Here is a 13,649-nt window from a genome sequence, read left to right as displayed (position 1 = left end):
GTCCGCTTCCCGCCGAGGCGGCCGTCCCGGGTCTGCAGCCGGCCCTTCCGCAACAACCAGGAGGTGGGTCATGACACGCGGGTCATCGCGAGTCAGGGCTGGTCGCGCTGCCCGCCGCACCCTGGCCCTGGGCTCCGGCGCGGCGCTGCTTGCGGGCTGCCAGTTCGGCGGATTGAACTCGGTGAACATGCCGGGCACCGCGGGTCATGGCAAGGGTGCGTTCGCTATCACTGTAGAGGTGCCCGATGTGGCCACGCTGCCGCAGAACTCACCGGTGATGGTCGACGACGTCACCGTCGGAAGCGTGTCGGGTATCGAGGCCGTCCAGAAACCGGATGGCACCTTCTATGCGGCAGTCGAACTCTCGCTGGACTCCAACGTCAAATTGCCGGCCAACTCGACCGTCAAGGTTGCCCAGACGTCACTGTTGGGATCCCAGCACATCGAACTGTCGCCCCCGCTTGGCGAACCGCCTGTTGGCGAGCTGCGGGACGGTCTCCAGATTCCGCTGAGCCAAGGCAGTCGCTATCCCACGACAGAGGAAGTGCTATCCGCTCTTGGGGTGGTCGTCAACAAGGGCAATCTCGGTGCGCTGCAGGACATCACGCAAGAGCTCTACACTGCGGTGGCCGGTCGTCAGGGACAGTTCGCCGGGCTGATCCCGCGGCTCGCCGAGCTGGCCACATCCTTGAATCGGCAAACAGAAGACATCATCGCAGCCGCCGAGGGCTTGAACCGCTTCGCCGGAATCCTTGCGCGCAACAAAGACAGTTTGGGCCGCACGCTGGACACGTTGCCGGCAGCGCTACGTGTGCTCAATGAAAATCGAGTCCAGATCGTGGATGCTTTTGCCGCACTGCAACGGCTGGGCACCGTCGCGTCGCGCGTCTTGGCCGAAACCAAGGACGATTTCGCCGAGGACCTCATCGACCTGTACGCCGTCATCAAACCGCTCAACGACAGCCGCTCGGATTTCGTGTCCAGCCTCGACAGCCTGGCCACTTTCCCGTTCCCGGGCAAGAATCTGCACCGGGTCGCTCGCGGCGACTACTTCAACGTGTTTGCGACATTCGATCTCACGATCCGACGACTCGGCGAGACCATCTTCACGACGTCGTTCTTCGATCCGAATATGAAGCGCCTTGCCGAAGTCGTGAATCCGCCGGAATTCTTGACTGGAGAGATGGCGAATCTGTCGGGGCAGGCAGCTGATCCGTTCAAGATCCCGGCGGGAACCGCGTCGGGTCAGGAGGTGCCGCCGGAATAATGTTCACTCGAACAACGCAAGTCCAGTTGTGGGTCTTCGCGGTCGTCACTGTCCTCGCCGTCGGCGCAATCGCTCTGCTCTACATCCGTGTTCCTGACCGGCTCGGCCTGGGTACGTATGACGTCACCGCCAATTTCATTGCCGGCGGCGGACTTTACGAGAATGCGAATGTCACCTTCCGCGGCGTACAAGCTGGGCGTGTCGAGTCGGTGCATTTGACCGACGACGGCGTGGCCGCGCAGATGCGGATCGACAGCAACGTCAAAATCCCGGCGAACTCCACTGCCACCGTCAAGAGCGTCTCCGCGATCGGAGAACAGTACGTGGATTTTGTTCCCACCGACGATCCCTCGCCGACGACGCTCCAGAACGGCGCCGTGATCCCGAAGGAGCGAACTGCGATTCCACAGGAGGTCGCTGAGCTGTTGCGCGAGGCAGACCAGCTGGTGAGCAGTGTCGACAACACCCGGCTCGAAGACCTCCTGAGGGAATCGTTCAAAGCCTTCAACGGCTCGGGCGCCGAACTGGCGCGGTTGATCCAGTCGGCGCGGGTACTGGTCGACGAGGCCAACGAGAGCTGGCCGCAGACCTCCTCGCTGATAGACCAAGCTGGTCCCTTCCTGGAGGCGCAGATTCGAAGCGGCGACGACATCCGGTCGCTTGCCGACGGATTGGCGCGCTTCACCAGCGAAGTAAAGGGCGCGGATCCGCAACTTCGGTCGCTGCTCCAGATCGCCCCGGACGCGGCTGCGGAAGCCAGCGACACCTTCTCAGGCATTCGCCCGTCGTTCCCGGTGCTGGCGGCCAACCTGGCCAACTTCGGTCGAGTCGGTGTCATCTACCGCAAGTCGATCGAACAGGCGCTTGTCATTTTTCCTGCCCTGCAGGCCTCGCTGCTCACAATCGGCGGCCAGCTTCCCGCGGACGAGGGGGGCAAGCAGGATTTCAAGATCTCGATCAACGATCCGCCGCCGTGCAATACGGGATTCCTCCCTCCGACGGAGATTCGCACGCCCGGTGACACGACATTGCGTGACTTGCCCACGGACTTGTATTGCAAAGTGGCACAGAACGATCCGATGGTGGTGCGTGGCGCGAGAAATTACCCGTGTCAGGAATACCCCGGCAAGCGTGCTCCGACGATCCAGCTGTGTCGCGACCCGCGCGGCTACGTCCCGATCGGCAACAGTCCATGGCGTGGACCGCCGGTGCCCATCGGCACGCCGATGGATGTCAGGGAGGACGACACACCTGAGGACGGGCGAAACATACTGCCGCCAAATAAGTTTCCCTACATACCACCGCAGAACGATCCGGACCCGGGATATCCTGTCCCGCCCGGGTTGGTGCCACCCGGGGTGCAACCTGGTCCAGGACCTGCGCCGCACCAACCATGGCCGTACATCCCTCCGCCAAACGATGGGCCGCCGCCACCCCCACTGACGGCATGGATCCCGCCGGCTCCATACCCGGATGCGTGGCCTCCGCCGGCGGTGCCGCCGGGTTGGGCCACCAACCCACCAGCCGACGTGTTCGCAGGGCCCTATGATCCGCCACCCCCGGCATCCGCGCCGCCACCCCCGGCACCGAACCCGCCACAGGCCAGCGCGGCCGCATACGGTGTGTATGACCAGCACACCGGCGTCTTCGTCGACCCGGCCGGCGGTACCGGGGTCTACGCGCCTGGTGTTACCGACATGCGACCTCAGGAGAATTGGGTGGACTTGATGCTTTATCCGGAGAGCGCCTGATGGCACCCACGGAAAAACCTGTGCGCCGCCGCGCGTCCCGCCCCGCCGGGCCGACCAGCGACGTGCCGGCTCAAGCCGTCGTGCGGATTGCCGTAGCTGATTCGGCCGTCGTCAAATCTGCTCCGAAAACGCGTGAGGTGGGGCCTCCGCCACGCCGTCGACCGAACCGTCGCATGGTCGCTGTCGTTGCTTTGGTGTTCGGGTTCGTCATGGCTGGTGGTCTGAGCGCTGCGGTGGTGGTACTCGGTGCACAGCGACAAGACGCACAAGCACTGCAAGCCCGTAACCAGCGGTTCGTCGACACCGCCACGCAAACCGTGGTGAATATGTTCAGTTTCAAGCAGGACACCATCGACGAGAGTGTCGACCGCTTCTACGAGAGCACCAGTGGGCCGTTACGCGATATGTTCAGTCAGACTAATAATGTCGAGAATCTCAAGGCGATCTTCCGTGACACCGGTGGCAGTTCGGAGACGGTGATCAACGGTGCGGCGATCGAAAGCACCGACGACATCAGCAATACCGCAGCGGTGTTGGTGTCGGCGCGGGTTACGGCCAGTGACATGAACGGCAACAACAGGCCCTCTCAGCCCTATCGGCTGCGGATCATCGTGAAGGAGGGTGATGACGGGCGGATGACAGCCTACGACCTCAACTACCCCAACGGTGGAAACTGATGCGTTGGATCATCAGCGGCATCGTCGGTTTGGTTGCTGTTGCGTTGGTGAGCCTGGCAGCAGTCGCCGGCGGCCTGTACTGGCAGCGGGTGGAGACTCTCGGTGAACAGGCCGCGCGCGAGGAACTCGGACCGCTTGCGCAGCAGCAGATTCCGATGGTCTTCACTTACGACTACAAGACCGTGGAGAGCAACCTCACCGATGCGTACAGGCTGCTCACGCCCGCGTACCGCAAAGAGTTCGAGGACCGGGCGAAATCCGACATCATTCCTCAGGCTCGACAGCGCGAACTGGTGAGCCAAGCCAATGTGGTCGGCGTCGGGGTGATGGAGGCGCAGCGCAATTCAGCTGCGGTGATGGTTTACATCAACCGGACGGTCTCGGAAAAAGCGAACCGCGACCAGCCGATCTACGACGGAAGCAGGCTGCGCGTCGACTACCAGAAGATCGACGGCGACTGGCTCATCAACTACATCACACCGATTTAGATCACTCCGTTTTAGCCAACGCCTCGAGGAACGACCGCGCCCAACGGTCGACGTCGTGGGCGAGCACCTGGCGGCGCAGCGCGCGCATCCGGCGTCTGCCCTCCTCGGGTGTCTGATTGAGTGCCGCCTCGATGGCGTCCTTGACCCCCTGCGGGTGGTGCGGGTTGGTCAGGTAGGCCTGACGCAGTTCGGCGGCGGCACCGGTGAACTCGCTGAGCACCAGCGCCCCGCCGAGATCGCTGCGGCATGCCACATACTCCTTGGCGACGAGGTTCATGCCGTCACGAAGCGGGGTGACGAGCATGACGTCCGCGGCGACGAAGAACCCGATGAGATCCTCGCGCGGGATGGGCCGGTGCAGGTAGTGCACGACCGGGTGGCCGACCTCCCCGAATTCGCCGTTGATGTGACCGACCTGGCGTTCGATGTCCTCGCGCATGGCCTTGTAGCTCTCGACGCGCTCGCGGCTCGGCGTGGCCAGTTGGACCAGCACGGTGTCCGCGGGGTCCACCCGGCCCTCTTCGAGCAGTTCGGAGAACGCGTTCAGCCGTACGTCGATGCCCTTGGTGTAGTCCAGGCGGTCCACGCCGAGGAGGATCTTGCGGGGGTTTCCCAGTTCGGCGCGGATCTCACGGGCACGCTGCCGGATCTTCTTGGTGCGGGCCTGCTGGTCAAGGTCGCCCGAGTCGATGGAGATGGGGAAGGCGCCGACCTTGACGGTCCGGAATCCGACGTGGACCTCGCCGAAGCGCGACCGCACGCCTACCGAGGCCCGGGAGGTGTTCGCGCCGGCCAGCCGACGGGCCAGGATGAGGAAGTTCTGCGCGCCGCCGGGCAGATGGAATCCGACGAGGTCGGCGCCGAGCAGGCCGTCGATGATCTCCGAACGCCACGGCATCTGCATGAAGAGTTCGACCGGGGGAAACGGGATGTGCAGGAAGAACCCGATGGTCAGGTCGGGGCGCAGCATGCGCAGCATCTTCGGCACCAGCTGCAGCTGGTAATCCTGGATCCACACGGTCGCGCCCTGGGCGGCAGCGCGCGCTGTCGCCTCGGCGAAGCGCCGGTTCACCTCGACATAGCGGTCCCACCACTGCCGGTGGTAGATCGGTTTGACGATCACGTCGTGGTAGAGCGGCCACAGCGTGGCGTTGGAGAACCCTTCGTAGTACAGCGCGATGTCGTCGGTGCTCAGCCGCACCGGGACCAGGGACATGCCGTCCTGCTCGATCGTTTCGATCTCGGCGTCACCGGGCTCTTCGGGCACGCCGGGCCAGCCGATCCAGGCACCGTGGCGTTTCCGCAGCAGCGGCTCCAGTGCGGTGACCAGGCCGCCGGGGCTCTGCTTCCACTCGATGGTGCCGTCAGGCAGTTTCACCATGTCGATGGGCAGCCGGTTGGCCACTACGACAAAATCCGCCGACGCCGTGGGCGGAGCAGAGCCTGAAGTCCCGGAGCTGGCCTCGGGCCCGCTCTCGGGTGTCATTACGCGTCGGCGAGCTTGGCCGGTCCGATGCCGAGCATCGAAAGGAAGACCCGGCACTCGTCGGCATCGACCGCGTAGGCGGCGACGACGCGGCGGGCCTGGCGCTCGGTGCTGTCGCCGATCGGCTCGACGTCGCCGAGTTCGGTGGAATCTGATTTGGCAGGCATCTGTCAACTGTAGCCAACTCGATGTGTCCGCCCGACCACCTGGGCCGTTGTTCCCCCGTCGACCGTAATGTGCGTGAGGTGACGGACCCCGAACAGGTGACATACGAAACCCTCGACGACGGGCGCATCGCGCGGATCTGGCTCAACCGGCCCGATGCGCAGAACGCCCAGTCGCGGACCCTTCTGGTGCAGCTCGACGAGGCGTTCGGGCGGGCCGAGGCCGACGACGACGTGCGGGTGGTCATCCTCGCGGCGCGCGGCAAGAACTTCTCGGCAGGCCACGACCTCGGCTCGGAGCAGGCGCTGGCCGAACGGGCGCCCGGACCCGACCAGCACCCGACGTTCCTGTGCAACGGCGCCACCAGGGACGCCGTCGCCGAGAAGACCTACCTGCAGGAGTGGCACTACTTCTTCAACAACACCAGCCGGTGGCGGGATCTGCGCAAGATCACCATCGCGCAGGTGCAGGGCAACGCCATCTCTGCGGGGTTGATGCTGATCTGGGCCTGTGACCTGATCGTGGCTGCCGACGACGCCAAGTTCAGCGACGTCGTCACGGTCCGGATGGGGATGCCCGGAGTCGAGTATTACGCCCACCCGTGGGAGTTCGGCGCGCGCAAGGCGAAAGAACTGCTGTTGACCGGGGACGCGATCGACGCCGACGAGGCCTACCGACTGGGGATGGTGTCCAAGGTGTTCGCCCGCGCCGACCTGGAGGACAAGACCCTCGAGTTCGCCCGCCGCATCGCCGAGCGACCCACGATGGCCGCACTGCTGGTCAAGGATTCGGTGAACGCCGCCAGCGATGCGATGGGTTTCGCCGAGGCGCTGCGGCACGCATTCCACATCCACGAACTCGGGCACGCCCACTGGGCAGCCCACAACGAGAACCGGTATCCGGTGGGTCTGCCGCCCAATGTGCCGGACTGGCGCACCCTCGGGGCGCCGAAGCTGTCCCGCCGCGACGAGCCGTGACGTATAACTAGAACCTGTTCCAGTTATCCGGCTCACCCTTCGGAGGATTCCCTGTGCTGATCTCGTTAGCGGATCGAACGTTCCTGATCACCGGTGGAGGCAGCGGGATCGGTAAGGGTGTTGCGATCGCCGTGGTCGCCTCGGGCGGCAACGCCATGCTGGCGGGTCGTAATGCCGACAAGCTGGCGGCCGCCGCTGACGAGATCACCGCGCAGGCCGGCGACGGTGCCGGTCAGGTGCGCTACGAACCTGCGGACGTGACCAACGAGGACGAGGCGGCGCGACTGGTCGAGGCGACCACCGCCTGGCACGGCCGACTCGACGGCGTCGTCCACAGCGCCGGCGGTTCCGAGACGATCGGCCCGATCACCCAGATCGACTCCGCAGCATGGCGAAACACCGTCGACCTCAACGTCAACGGCACGATGTACGTGCTCAAGCACGCCGCGCGCGAGATGGTCCGCGGCGGCGGTGGCTCGTTCGTCGGCATCTCGTCGATCGCGTCGAGCAACACCCACCGGTGGTTCGGTGCCTACGGCCCGAGCAAGGCGGCGCTCGACCACCTGATGATGGTGGCCGCCGACGAACTGGGCGCCTCCTCGGTGCGGGTCAACGGCATCCGGCCGGGCCTGACCCGCACGGACATGGTCGCGCCGATCATGGAGTCCCCGGCGATCAGTGAGGACTACCGCGCCTGCACACCGCTGCCCCGGGTCGGGGAGATCGAGGACGTGGCGAACCTGGCGGTCTTCCTGCTCAGCGATGCAGCGGGATTCATCACCGGCCAGGTGATCAACGTCGACGGCGGGCACGGACTGCGGCGCGGCCCGGATTTGTCCGGGATGCTCGAGCCGCTGTTCGGCGCCGACGGATTGCGGGGCGTGGTTGCGGAATGATTTCCGCCGAAACGGTATTCCACGCGGTCTTCTGGCGGATTCTCGCGCGCTGAGTACAGTCTCGGCGGGATCAGGGAGTCGAGTCGAGCACCTCGGCTGCCCGTCGTACCGCGTTGACGATGCTCTGATAGCCGGTGCACCGGCAGATGTTGCCCGACAGACCCTCGCGGATCTCCTCATCGGTGGGTGCCGGGTTGTCTCGCAGCAGCGCAGTGATGCTGGTGACGAACCCCGGTGTGCAGAACCCGCACTGCAGACCGTGGCACTCGCGCATCGCGGCCTGGACGGGGGAGAGCCCGCCGTCGTCGTCGGCGATCCCCTCGACGGTCGTGACCTCCTGGCCGTCGGCCTGGACGGCGAAGATCAGACAGGATCGCACGGCCTGGCCGTCCAGCAGCACGGTGCACGCGCCACATGCGCCGTGCTCGCAGCCGAGGTGTGTTCCGGTGAGCCCGCACTTCTCGCGCAGGAAGTCCGCCAGCGTCAGTCGCGGTGCGACGGTGTGACCGTGACGCCGGCCGTTGACCGAGACGTCGACAGGTAGCTCATGCATTGCGGGCCTCCGTGGTTGCCTCGGTCCAGGCTCTCGCCACCATCGTGGCGCCGACCCGGGTGCGGTACGCCGCCGACCCCTGCAGATCGGTGGGGACGTCGTGGAGCCCCGACATGGCCAGCCGGCCCAGTTCCTCGGCAGTGATGTCGGTGACGGACCTCCCGACGACGGCCTCCTCCGCCGGGGTGCCCCGCTCCGGCGTCGAGCCCAGGCCGAGCAGTCCGATCCCGCACCGCACGACCTTGTCCTCATCGTCGAGTTCGACCGCCACCGTCGCGCCGGCGATGGCGAAGTCGCCGTGCCGGCGCGCAAACTCCTGGACCGAGAAACCGCAGCGACCCGACCACACCGGGAACGCGACCGCAGTGAGGATCTCATCGGCGGCCAACGAGGTCTCCCACAGGCCGGTGAAGAAGTCCGCTGCCGGGATCTGCCGCGACCCACGGGGTGAGACGGCATCGATGGTGGCGTCGAGGGTCAGCGCGACCGCGGCGTACTCCGCGGCGGGGTCGGCGTGCGCGATCGCGCCCCCCAGCGTGCCGCGGGTCCGGATCTGGAAGTGCCCGATGTGGGGCGTGGACAGGGTCAGCAGCGGAACCGACTCGGCCACTTCGTCATCCATGCCCACCAGCGCGTGCGGTGTGCCTGCCCCGATCCACACCGAGTCGGCGCGCAGTTCGATGTTCTTCAGTTCCTCGACCCGCGAGATGTCGACCAGATTCTCGAAGTGCGTCAGGCGCATCGCCAGCATCGGCACCAGGCTCTGGCCACCCGCGAGGATCTTGGCGTCCTCGCCGTACTCGTCGAGCAGCGAGACCGCGTCGGCGACCGTGTCGGGTCGGTGGTAGGCGAACTCTGCGGCTTTCATGGGCGAACCCTCACGACAGCAGCCGGATCAGCGCGGCCTGCAGGTCGTCGGCGAGAACTCCGGCCGGGGTCTTGCGCTTCCGGCGGCCGACCACAAAACCGACGGCGCCTGCGGCGGCAGCCGCGACAAGAACCGGCGCGAACCGCTTCGCCATCGGCACCGCGACCACCTTCAGCAGGTCGACGGAGTCGCCGGCGTCCGGCACCGCGGCCAGCGGAGTCGCTGCAGCGGAACCATTCTCGGATGCCTTGGCCGCGGGTACCGTCCCGCCGAGCAGTTCGGCTTCGAGGCTCCGGGCGAACTGCGCGATCAGGTTTCCCGACACGTCGGCCAGGACACCGCGTCCGAACTGCGCCGCCTTACCCGAGATCGCCAGGTCGGTGACGATGTCCACATGCGTCGACCCGCCCTCGTCCTTCAGTTGCGCGGTGACGGTCGCCGCGGCGGTGCCGTTGCCGCGGGTCTCCTTGCCCTCGGCTTTGAGCACTATCCGCTGCCCCGCGACATCCTTCTCCTGATAGGTGGCAACGCCTTTGTAGGACACCGTGATAGGGCCGACCTTGACTTTGACCGCACCGTTGAACGCGTCGCCGTCGACCGAGAGCAGGGTGGCACCCGGAAGGCAGGGCGCGACGCGCTCGACATCGGTGAACACCTCCCAGACTTTCGCGGCCGGGACCGCGACCCGGAATTCGTTGTTCAGTTCCACCTCTAGTGGTCCTTTCCTTCGAGCAAGGCGACGATGGCGGCGGGGCTGGCCGGCAGCTGGGTGACCGTCACGCCGAGCGGAGCGAGCGCGTCGTTGATGGCGTTGATTACAGCAGGCGGCGACCCGATGGCCCCACCCTCGCCGGCGCCCTTGTAGCCCCCGATGCCCGGACCGGGGATCTCCACGTGGCCGAACTCGATGGAGGGCACCTCGGTGGCCGTCGGCAGTAGGTAGTCCACGAACGTTGATGCCACCGGGTTGCCCGCGTCGTCGTAGGCGAGGTGCTCGAGCAGCGCGCCCCCGATGCCCTGCACGGTGCCGCCCGCGACCTGCCCCTCGACCACGTTCGGGTTGATCATCGGTCCGACGTCCTCGCTGACGATGTAGCGGGTCAGCGTCACCTGTCCGGTCTCCACGTCGACTTCGCACGTGCAGACGTGGGTTGCGTTGGCCCAGTGGATCATCGCCGACGAGTTGAACCGCGCCGTGGCCTCCAGCGTGGGGGAGACGCCGCCCAGCATCATGGGCTCGTAGTAGGAGCGGTAGGCGATGTCGGCGAAGCTGACGCTCTTGTCGGGATCGGTACGGACGGCGGCCCGGGAATCCGCGAGTTCGATGTCGGCGGCCTCGACGCCGAGCATGCCGGCCGCGATCGCGATGATCTGGCCGCGCAGAATGGCGCCGGCCTCGTGCACCGCGCCGGCGGTCATCGGTGCGCTGCGGCTGCCCTGCGTACCCGCCCCGTACGGGGTCACCGCGGTGTCACCCTGAATCGTCGACACGTCATCGATGTTGGCGCCCAATACATCTGCGGTGAGCTGCACGACGGTGGTCTCGATGCTGTTGCCGGCCGACCCGCCGTTGACGTAGACGTTGATCTTGCCTGTCGACTCCATCCGAATGGTGGCGCCCTCAGTGGCGAGGTTTCCCGTCGCCGCACCCGTGGGTTCGATGTAGGCCGAGAAACCCAGGCCGAGGTAGCGCCCTTCTTCGAGCGCCTCGGCCTGTTCCTTGCGGAAACCCTCGTGATCGAGGATTTTCACGGCCTGCTCGAACGTGTCTGCAGGGGCGCAGTTGTCGTACGGCATGCCGTTGGGATTGAAGAACGGCATCTCGTCGCCGCGCAGGATGTTGATCCGGCGCACCTCGACAGGGTCCATCCCCATCTTGCGCGCGGCGCAGTCGAGAAGCATTTCACGGGTGAGGGTTTCGTACTGCCAGGGGCCGCGGTAGGCGTGCAGACCCGGGGTGTTGGAGAACACCGTCTTGTAGTTGAAGCTCGCCTTGGGCACCCGGTACGGCCCGGGGAAGAACATGCCGATCGCGGCGGTGGTGAGTACCGGGTAGGGCGTGGGGTAGGAGCCGACGTCCTGGATGAAGTCGATGTCGGCGGCCAGGATCTTGCCGTCGGCGTCGAAGGCCATCCGGACCTTGCCGTCGACGTGGCGGGACTGGCCGGCCGACATCAGGTTCTCCCGCCGGTCCTCGATCCACTTCAGCGCGGCGGGTACCTTGCGGGCGGCGAGCAGGATGCACATGTCCTCACGCATCGGCACCACCTTCTGACCGAAGGCACCGCCGGTGTCGCGCATGATCACCCGGACACCCTGGGCCGGAATCCCGAGCAGGCGGGAGGCGAACGCGCGCAGTTCGTGTGGTGTCTGCGTCGACGCCCAGACGGTCAGTTCGCCCGTGGTGGACGTCCATTCAGCGACCATGCCGCGGGTTTCCATCGGTACCGGGACGTACATCTGCTGGTAGATGCGTTCCTCGACGACGTGTGCGGCGTTGGCGAAGACCTCTTCGTCGGGTGGGGCGCCGCCCATCCCGCCGGCCACGTTGTCGGGGTAGGCCTCGTGCACGATCACATCTGAATCGGGCGCTTTGCGGAAATCCGCGAGTGCGGGCAGGGGGGTGTAGTCGACGTCGACGAGGTCGACCGCGTCCTCGGCGAGGTAGCGGCTGTCGGCGATGACGAGGGCGACCGGGTCACCGACGAACTTGACCTGCCCTTCGGCCAGCGGCGGACGGGGGGTGTCGGGGATGTCCTTGCCTGCGACCGCGTGCCAGGCTTCCTGGACGTCCGGGTTGAGGTCCGCCGCGGTGAACACCGCGTGCACACCGGGCAGCGCCAGCGCCGCCGACGCGTCGATTCCGTTGATGGTCGCGCGGGCGAAGGGGCTGCGGACGAAGCACGCGTGCACCATGCCGGGCCGTTGGACATCGTCGACAAACGTGCCGTGACCAGTGAGAAGCCTCTTGTCCTCGATGCGAGGGGCCCTGGTTCCCGCGTAGCGCGGGGTGACGGATTGCACGGTCTCGGTCACGACGAATCACTCTCCTGAGGGCTTGAAGAGTGACGTTATCGCATCCGAGAGCGACATTTCCACCATTGATGTCTCACGAGGGCATCAATGTCTCACAAGGGCCTCAGGCGTCGTGGTGGATGCGGCCGCCGACGTCCATCAGCGGCCGGCCGCCCCCGCCCCAGCGGCGGGCGATGATCTCCGCGGCGATCGACACGGCCGTCTCCTCGGGCGTGCGGGCCCCGAGGTCGAGGCCGATCGGGCTGGCGAGCCGGCCCAGTTCCGCGTCGGTGAGCCCCGCCTCGCGCAACCTGCCCATCCGGTCGTCGTGGGTGCGGCGGGACCCCATCACCCCGATGTACCCGACCTCGGGCAGGCGCAACGCCACCTCGAGGACGGGCACGTCGAACTTGGGGTCGTGGGTCAGCACGCAGATCGCGGTGCGACCGTCGATCCTGCCCAGTCCGGCCTGGGCGGTGAGATAGCGGTCCGGCCATTCGACGACGACGTCCTCGGCGGCCGGGAAGCGGGCCGCCGTCGCGAACACCGGGCGGGCGTCGCACACCGTGACCCGGTACCCCAGGAACGCGGCCTGCTGGGCGAGGGCGGCGGCGAAGTCGATCGCGCCGAAGATCAGCATCCGCGGCCGGGGTGCGTAGCCGGCGACGAAGACCTCCATGCCCGCGTCCTGACGCTGACCGTCGGGTCCGTACGACAGCACAGCGGAACGGCCCGCGGCCAGCAACCCGCGGGCATCGTCGGCGACCGCGTCGTCGGCCCGTGCCGAACCCAGCGAACCCTGTGTGGAATCGGTCCCGACGATCAGTCGCAGGCCCACCCGGCGCGAGTCGGGATGTTCGACGACGGTCGCCACGGCCACCGCGCGATGGGCGGCGATGTCGTCGGCGACAGCCTCCAACTGTGGAAAAGTGTTGCGCGACACCGGTTCTGTGAACACTTCGATGGTGCCGCCGCAGGTCAGGCCGACCGAGAAGGCGTCGTCGTCGCTGACCCCGTAGCTCTGGAGTTCGGGCCGGCCGGCGGCCACCACATCGTTGGCGACTTCGTACACGGCGGCCTCCACGCAGCCTCCGGACACCGACCCGGCCACGGTGCCGTCGGGGGAGACCACCATCGCGGCGCCGGGCGGGCGCGGTGCGGATTTCATCGTGCGGACCACTGTGGACAGCCCCGCGGTGCCACCGGCCCGCCAGACCGCCAGCAACTCGTCGAGCACGTCGCGCACCAGCGCAGTGTATGCGCTCGCCCGTGCCGCCGACGTCTACAGTGACACCGATGGGTGCCGTTCACCGGATTGTCGCGCTGTGCTGCTTGGTCATTGGAGCCGCCACCGCACCGGCACAGGTGGCGTCGGCATCTCCGATTCCGCCGGTGTCCGACGCGGCCCGCGCGGCCGGATTCATCGACGTGCGCACCGTGGTCCCCGACGCGGTGATCGACCTGCGGTACGCGACGCCGGACAACTTCGTCGGTGCGCCGCTGTAC

At 66.7% G+C, this 13,649-nt stretch carries 13 protein-coding genes and 1 pseudogene; 7 read left to right on the top strand and 7 right to left on the bottom strand.

The window, feature by feature from the left end; genetic code table 11:
• Positions 1 to 70 precede the first annotated feature (70 nt).
• Genes WA965_RS09750 through WA965_RS09735 form a run of 4 tightly spaced genes read left to right on the top strand, consistent with a single transcriptional unit; the run spans position 71 to position 4,183 of the window.
• Positions 71 to 1,267, top strand: a complete 1,197-nt coding sequence (locus tag WA965_RS09750; protein ID WP_526294000.1) for an MCE family protein — start codon at positions 71 to 73, stop codon at positions 1,265 to 1,267.
• Positions 1,267 to 3,018 carry an MCE family protein gene (locus WA965_RS09745; RefSeq protein ID WP_526294001.1) on the top strand — a complete coding sequence of 584 codons (1,752 nt, stop codon included), beginning with the start codon at positions 1,267 to 1,269 and terminating at the stop codon, positions 3,016 to 3,018. Before WA965_RS09750 ends, WA965_RS09745 begins: the two co-directional genes overlap by 1 nt.
• Positions 3,018 to 3,695 carry an Rv1363c family protein gene (locus tag WA965_RS09740; RefSeq protein ID WP_526294047.1) on the top strand — a complete coding sequence of 226 codons (678 nt, stop codon included), beginning with the start codon at positions 3,018 to 3,020 and terminating at the stop codon, positions 3,693 to 3,695. Before WA965_RS09745 ends, WA965_RS09740 begins: the two co-directional genes overlap by 1 nt.
• Positions 3,695 to 4,183, top strand: coding sequence for a mammalian cell entry protein (locus WA965_RS09735; RefSeq protein WP_526294002.1), 489 nt, complete (start codon positions 3,695 to 3,697; stop codon positions 4,181 to 4,183). Before WA965_RS09740 ends, WA965_RS09735 begins: the two co-directional genes overlap by 1 nt.
• A gap of 1 nt (position 4,184) precedes the next feature.
• On the opposite strand, the gene WA965_RS09730 is transcribed toward WA965_RS09735, so the two are convergent.
• Entirely contained in the window at positions 4,185 to 5,669 is a 1,485-nt protein-coding gene (locus WA965_RS09730) for an alpha,alpha-trehalose-phosphate synthase (UDP-forming) (RefSeq protein WP_526294003.1), read from the bottom strand.
• Positions 5,669 to 5,836 (bottom strand): hypothetical protein, encoded by a 168-nt coding sequence (locus WA965_RS09725; protein WP_178361715.1) that lies wholly within the window; start codon positions 5,834 to 5,836, stop codon positions 5,669 to 5,671. The genes WA965_RS09730 and WA965_RS09725 overlap by 1 nt, the downstream gene beginning before the upstream one ends.
• 78 nt (positions 5,837 to 5,914) lie before the next feature.
• Between WA965_RS09725 and WA965_RS09720 the strand changes: the two genes are divergently transcribed.
• Together WA965_RS09720 and WA965_RS09715 are read left to right on the top strand one after the other, a co-directional pair.
• Complete coding sequence (locus tag WA965_RS09720) at positions 5,915 to 6,811, top strand: enoyl-CoA hydratase/isomerase family protein (RefSeq protein WP_526294004.1); 897 nt, start codon at positions 5,915 to 5,917, stop codon at positions 6,809 to 6,811.
• 53 nt (positions 6,812 to 6,864) lie between these two features.
• A complete protein-coding gene (locus WA965_RS09715; protein WP_526294005.1) occupies positions 6,865 to 7,707 on the top strand; it encodes an SDR family oxidoreductase in 843 nt (280 codons plus the stop codon).
• 70 nt (positions 7,708 to 7,777) lie between these two features.
• Here WA965_RS09715 and WA965_RS09710 read toward each other — a convergent pair whose 3' ends face one another.
• The 5 genes from WA965_RS09710 to WA965_RS09690 form a co-directional block, all read right to left on the bottom strand.
• Complete coding sequence (locus WA965_RS09710) at positions 7,778 to 8,260, bottom strand: (2Fe-2S)-binding protein (protein WP_526294006.1); 483 nt, start codon at positions 8,258 to 8,260, stop codon at positions 7,778 to 7,780.
• On the bottom strand, positions 8,253 to 9,128 hold the full coding sequence (locus WA965_RS09705; RefSeq protein WP_526294007.1) for an FAD binding domain-containing protein: 876 nt from the start codon (positions 9,126 to 9,128) through the stop codon (positions 8,253 to 8,255). The genes WA965_RS09710 and WA965_RS09705 overlap by 8 nt, the downstream gene beginning before the upstream one ends.
• A gap of 10 nt (positions 9,129 to 9,138) precedes the next feature.
• Positions 9,139 to 9,837 carry an SRPBCC family protein gene (locus WA965_RS09700; RefSeq protein ID WP_526294008.1) on the bottom strand — a complete coding sequence of 233 codons (699 nt, stop codon included), beginning with the start codon at positions 9,835 to 9,837 and terminating at the stop codon, positions 9,139 to 9,141.
• Positions 9,838 to 9,839: 2 nt separating this feature from the next.
• Positions 9,840 to 12,164, bottom strand: coding sequence for a xanthine dehydrogenase family protein molybdopterin-binding subunit (locus tag WA965_RS09695; protein ID WP_526294009.1), 2,325 nt, complete (start codon positions 12,162 to 12,164; stop codon positions 9,840 to 9,842).
• Between the two features lie 103 nt (positions 12,165 to 12,267).
• A complete protein-coding gene (locus tag WA965_RS09690) occupies positions 12,268 to 13,389 on the bottom strand; it encodes an XdhC family protein (protein WP_526294010.1) in 1,122 nt (373 codons plus the stop codon).
• Positions 13,390 to 13,439: 50 nt separating this feature from the next.
• On the opposite strand from WA965_RS09690, the pseudogene WA965_RS09685 reads away from it, so the two are divergent.
• Positions 13,440 to 13,649, top strand: a pseudogene (locus tag WA965_RS09685) (M15 family metallopeptidase); the annotation flags it as partial.

The sequence above is a fragment of the Mycobacterium sp. genome, from assembly GCF_049683935.1.
Classification (GTDB): Bacteria; Actinomycetota; Actinomycetes; order Mycobacteriales; family Mycobacteriaceae; genus Mycobacterium.
The sequence above is the reverse complement of the archived record's forward strand: the minus strand, read 5'-3'. Positions and strand labels throughout refer to the sequence as shown.

Bases quoted from the DNA above. Each gene is read 5' to 3' on its own strand.
- WA965_RS09750 (WP_526294000.1), top strand. From the start codon at position 71: ATGACACGCGGGTCATCGCGAGTCAGGGCTGGTCGCGCTGCCCGCCGC.
- WA965_RS09705 (WP_526294007.1), bottom strand. From the start codon at position 9,128: ATGAAAGCCGCAGAGTTCGCCTACCACCGACCCGACACGGTCGCCGAC.
- WA965_RS09735 (WP_526294002.1), top strand. From the start codon at position 3,695: ATGCGTTGGATCATCAGCGGCATCGTCGGTTTGGTTGCTGTTGCGTTG.
- WA965_RS09740 (WP_526294047.1), top strand. From the start codon at position 3,018: ATGGCACCCACGGAAAAACCTGTGCGCCGCCGCGCGTCCCGCCCCGCC.
- WA965_RS09730 (WP_526294003.1), bottom strand. From the start codon at position 5,669: ATGACACCCGAGAGCGGGCCCGAGGCCAGCTCCGGGACTTCAGGCTCT.
- WA965_RS09725 (WP_178361715.1), bottom strand. From the start codon at position 5,836: ATGCCTGCCAAATCAGATTCCACCGAACTCGGCGACGTCGAGCCGATC.
- WA965_RS09745 (WP_526294001.1), top strand. From the start codon at position 1,267: ATGTTCACTCGAACAACGCAAGTCCAGTTGTGGGTCTTCGCGGTCGTC.
- WA965_RS09710 (WP_526294006.1), bottom strand. From the start codon at position 8,260: ATGCATGAGCTACCTGTCGACGTCTCGGTCAACGGCCGGCGTCACGGT.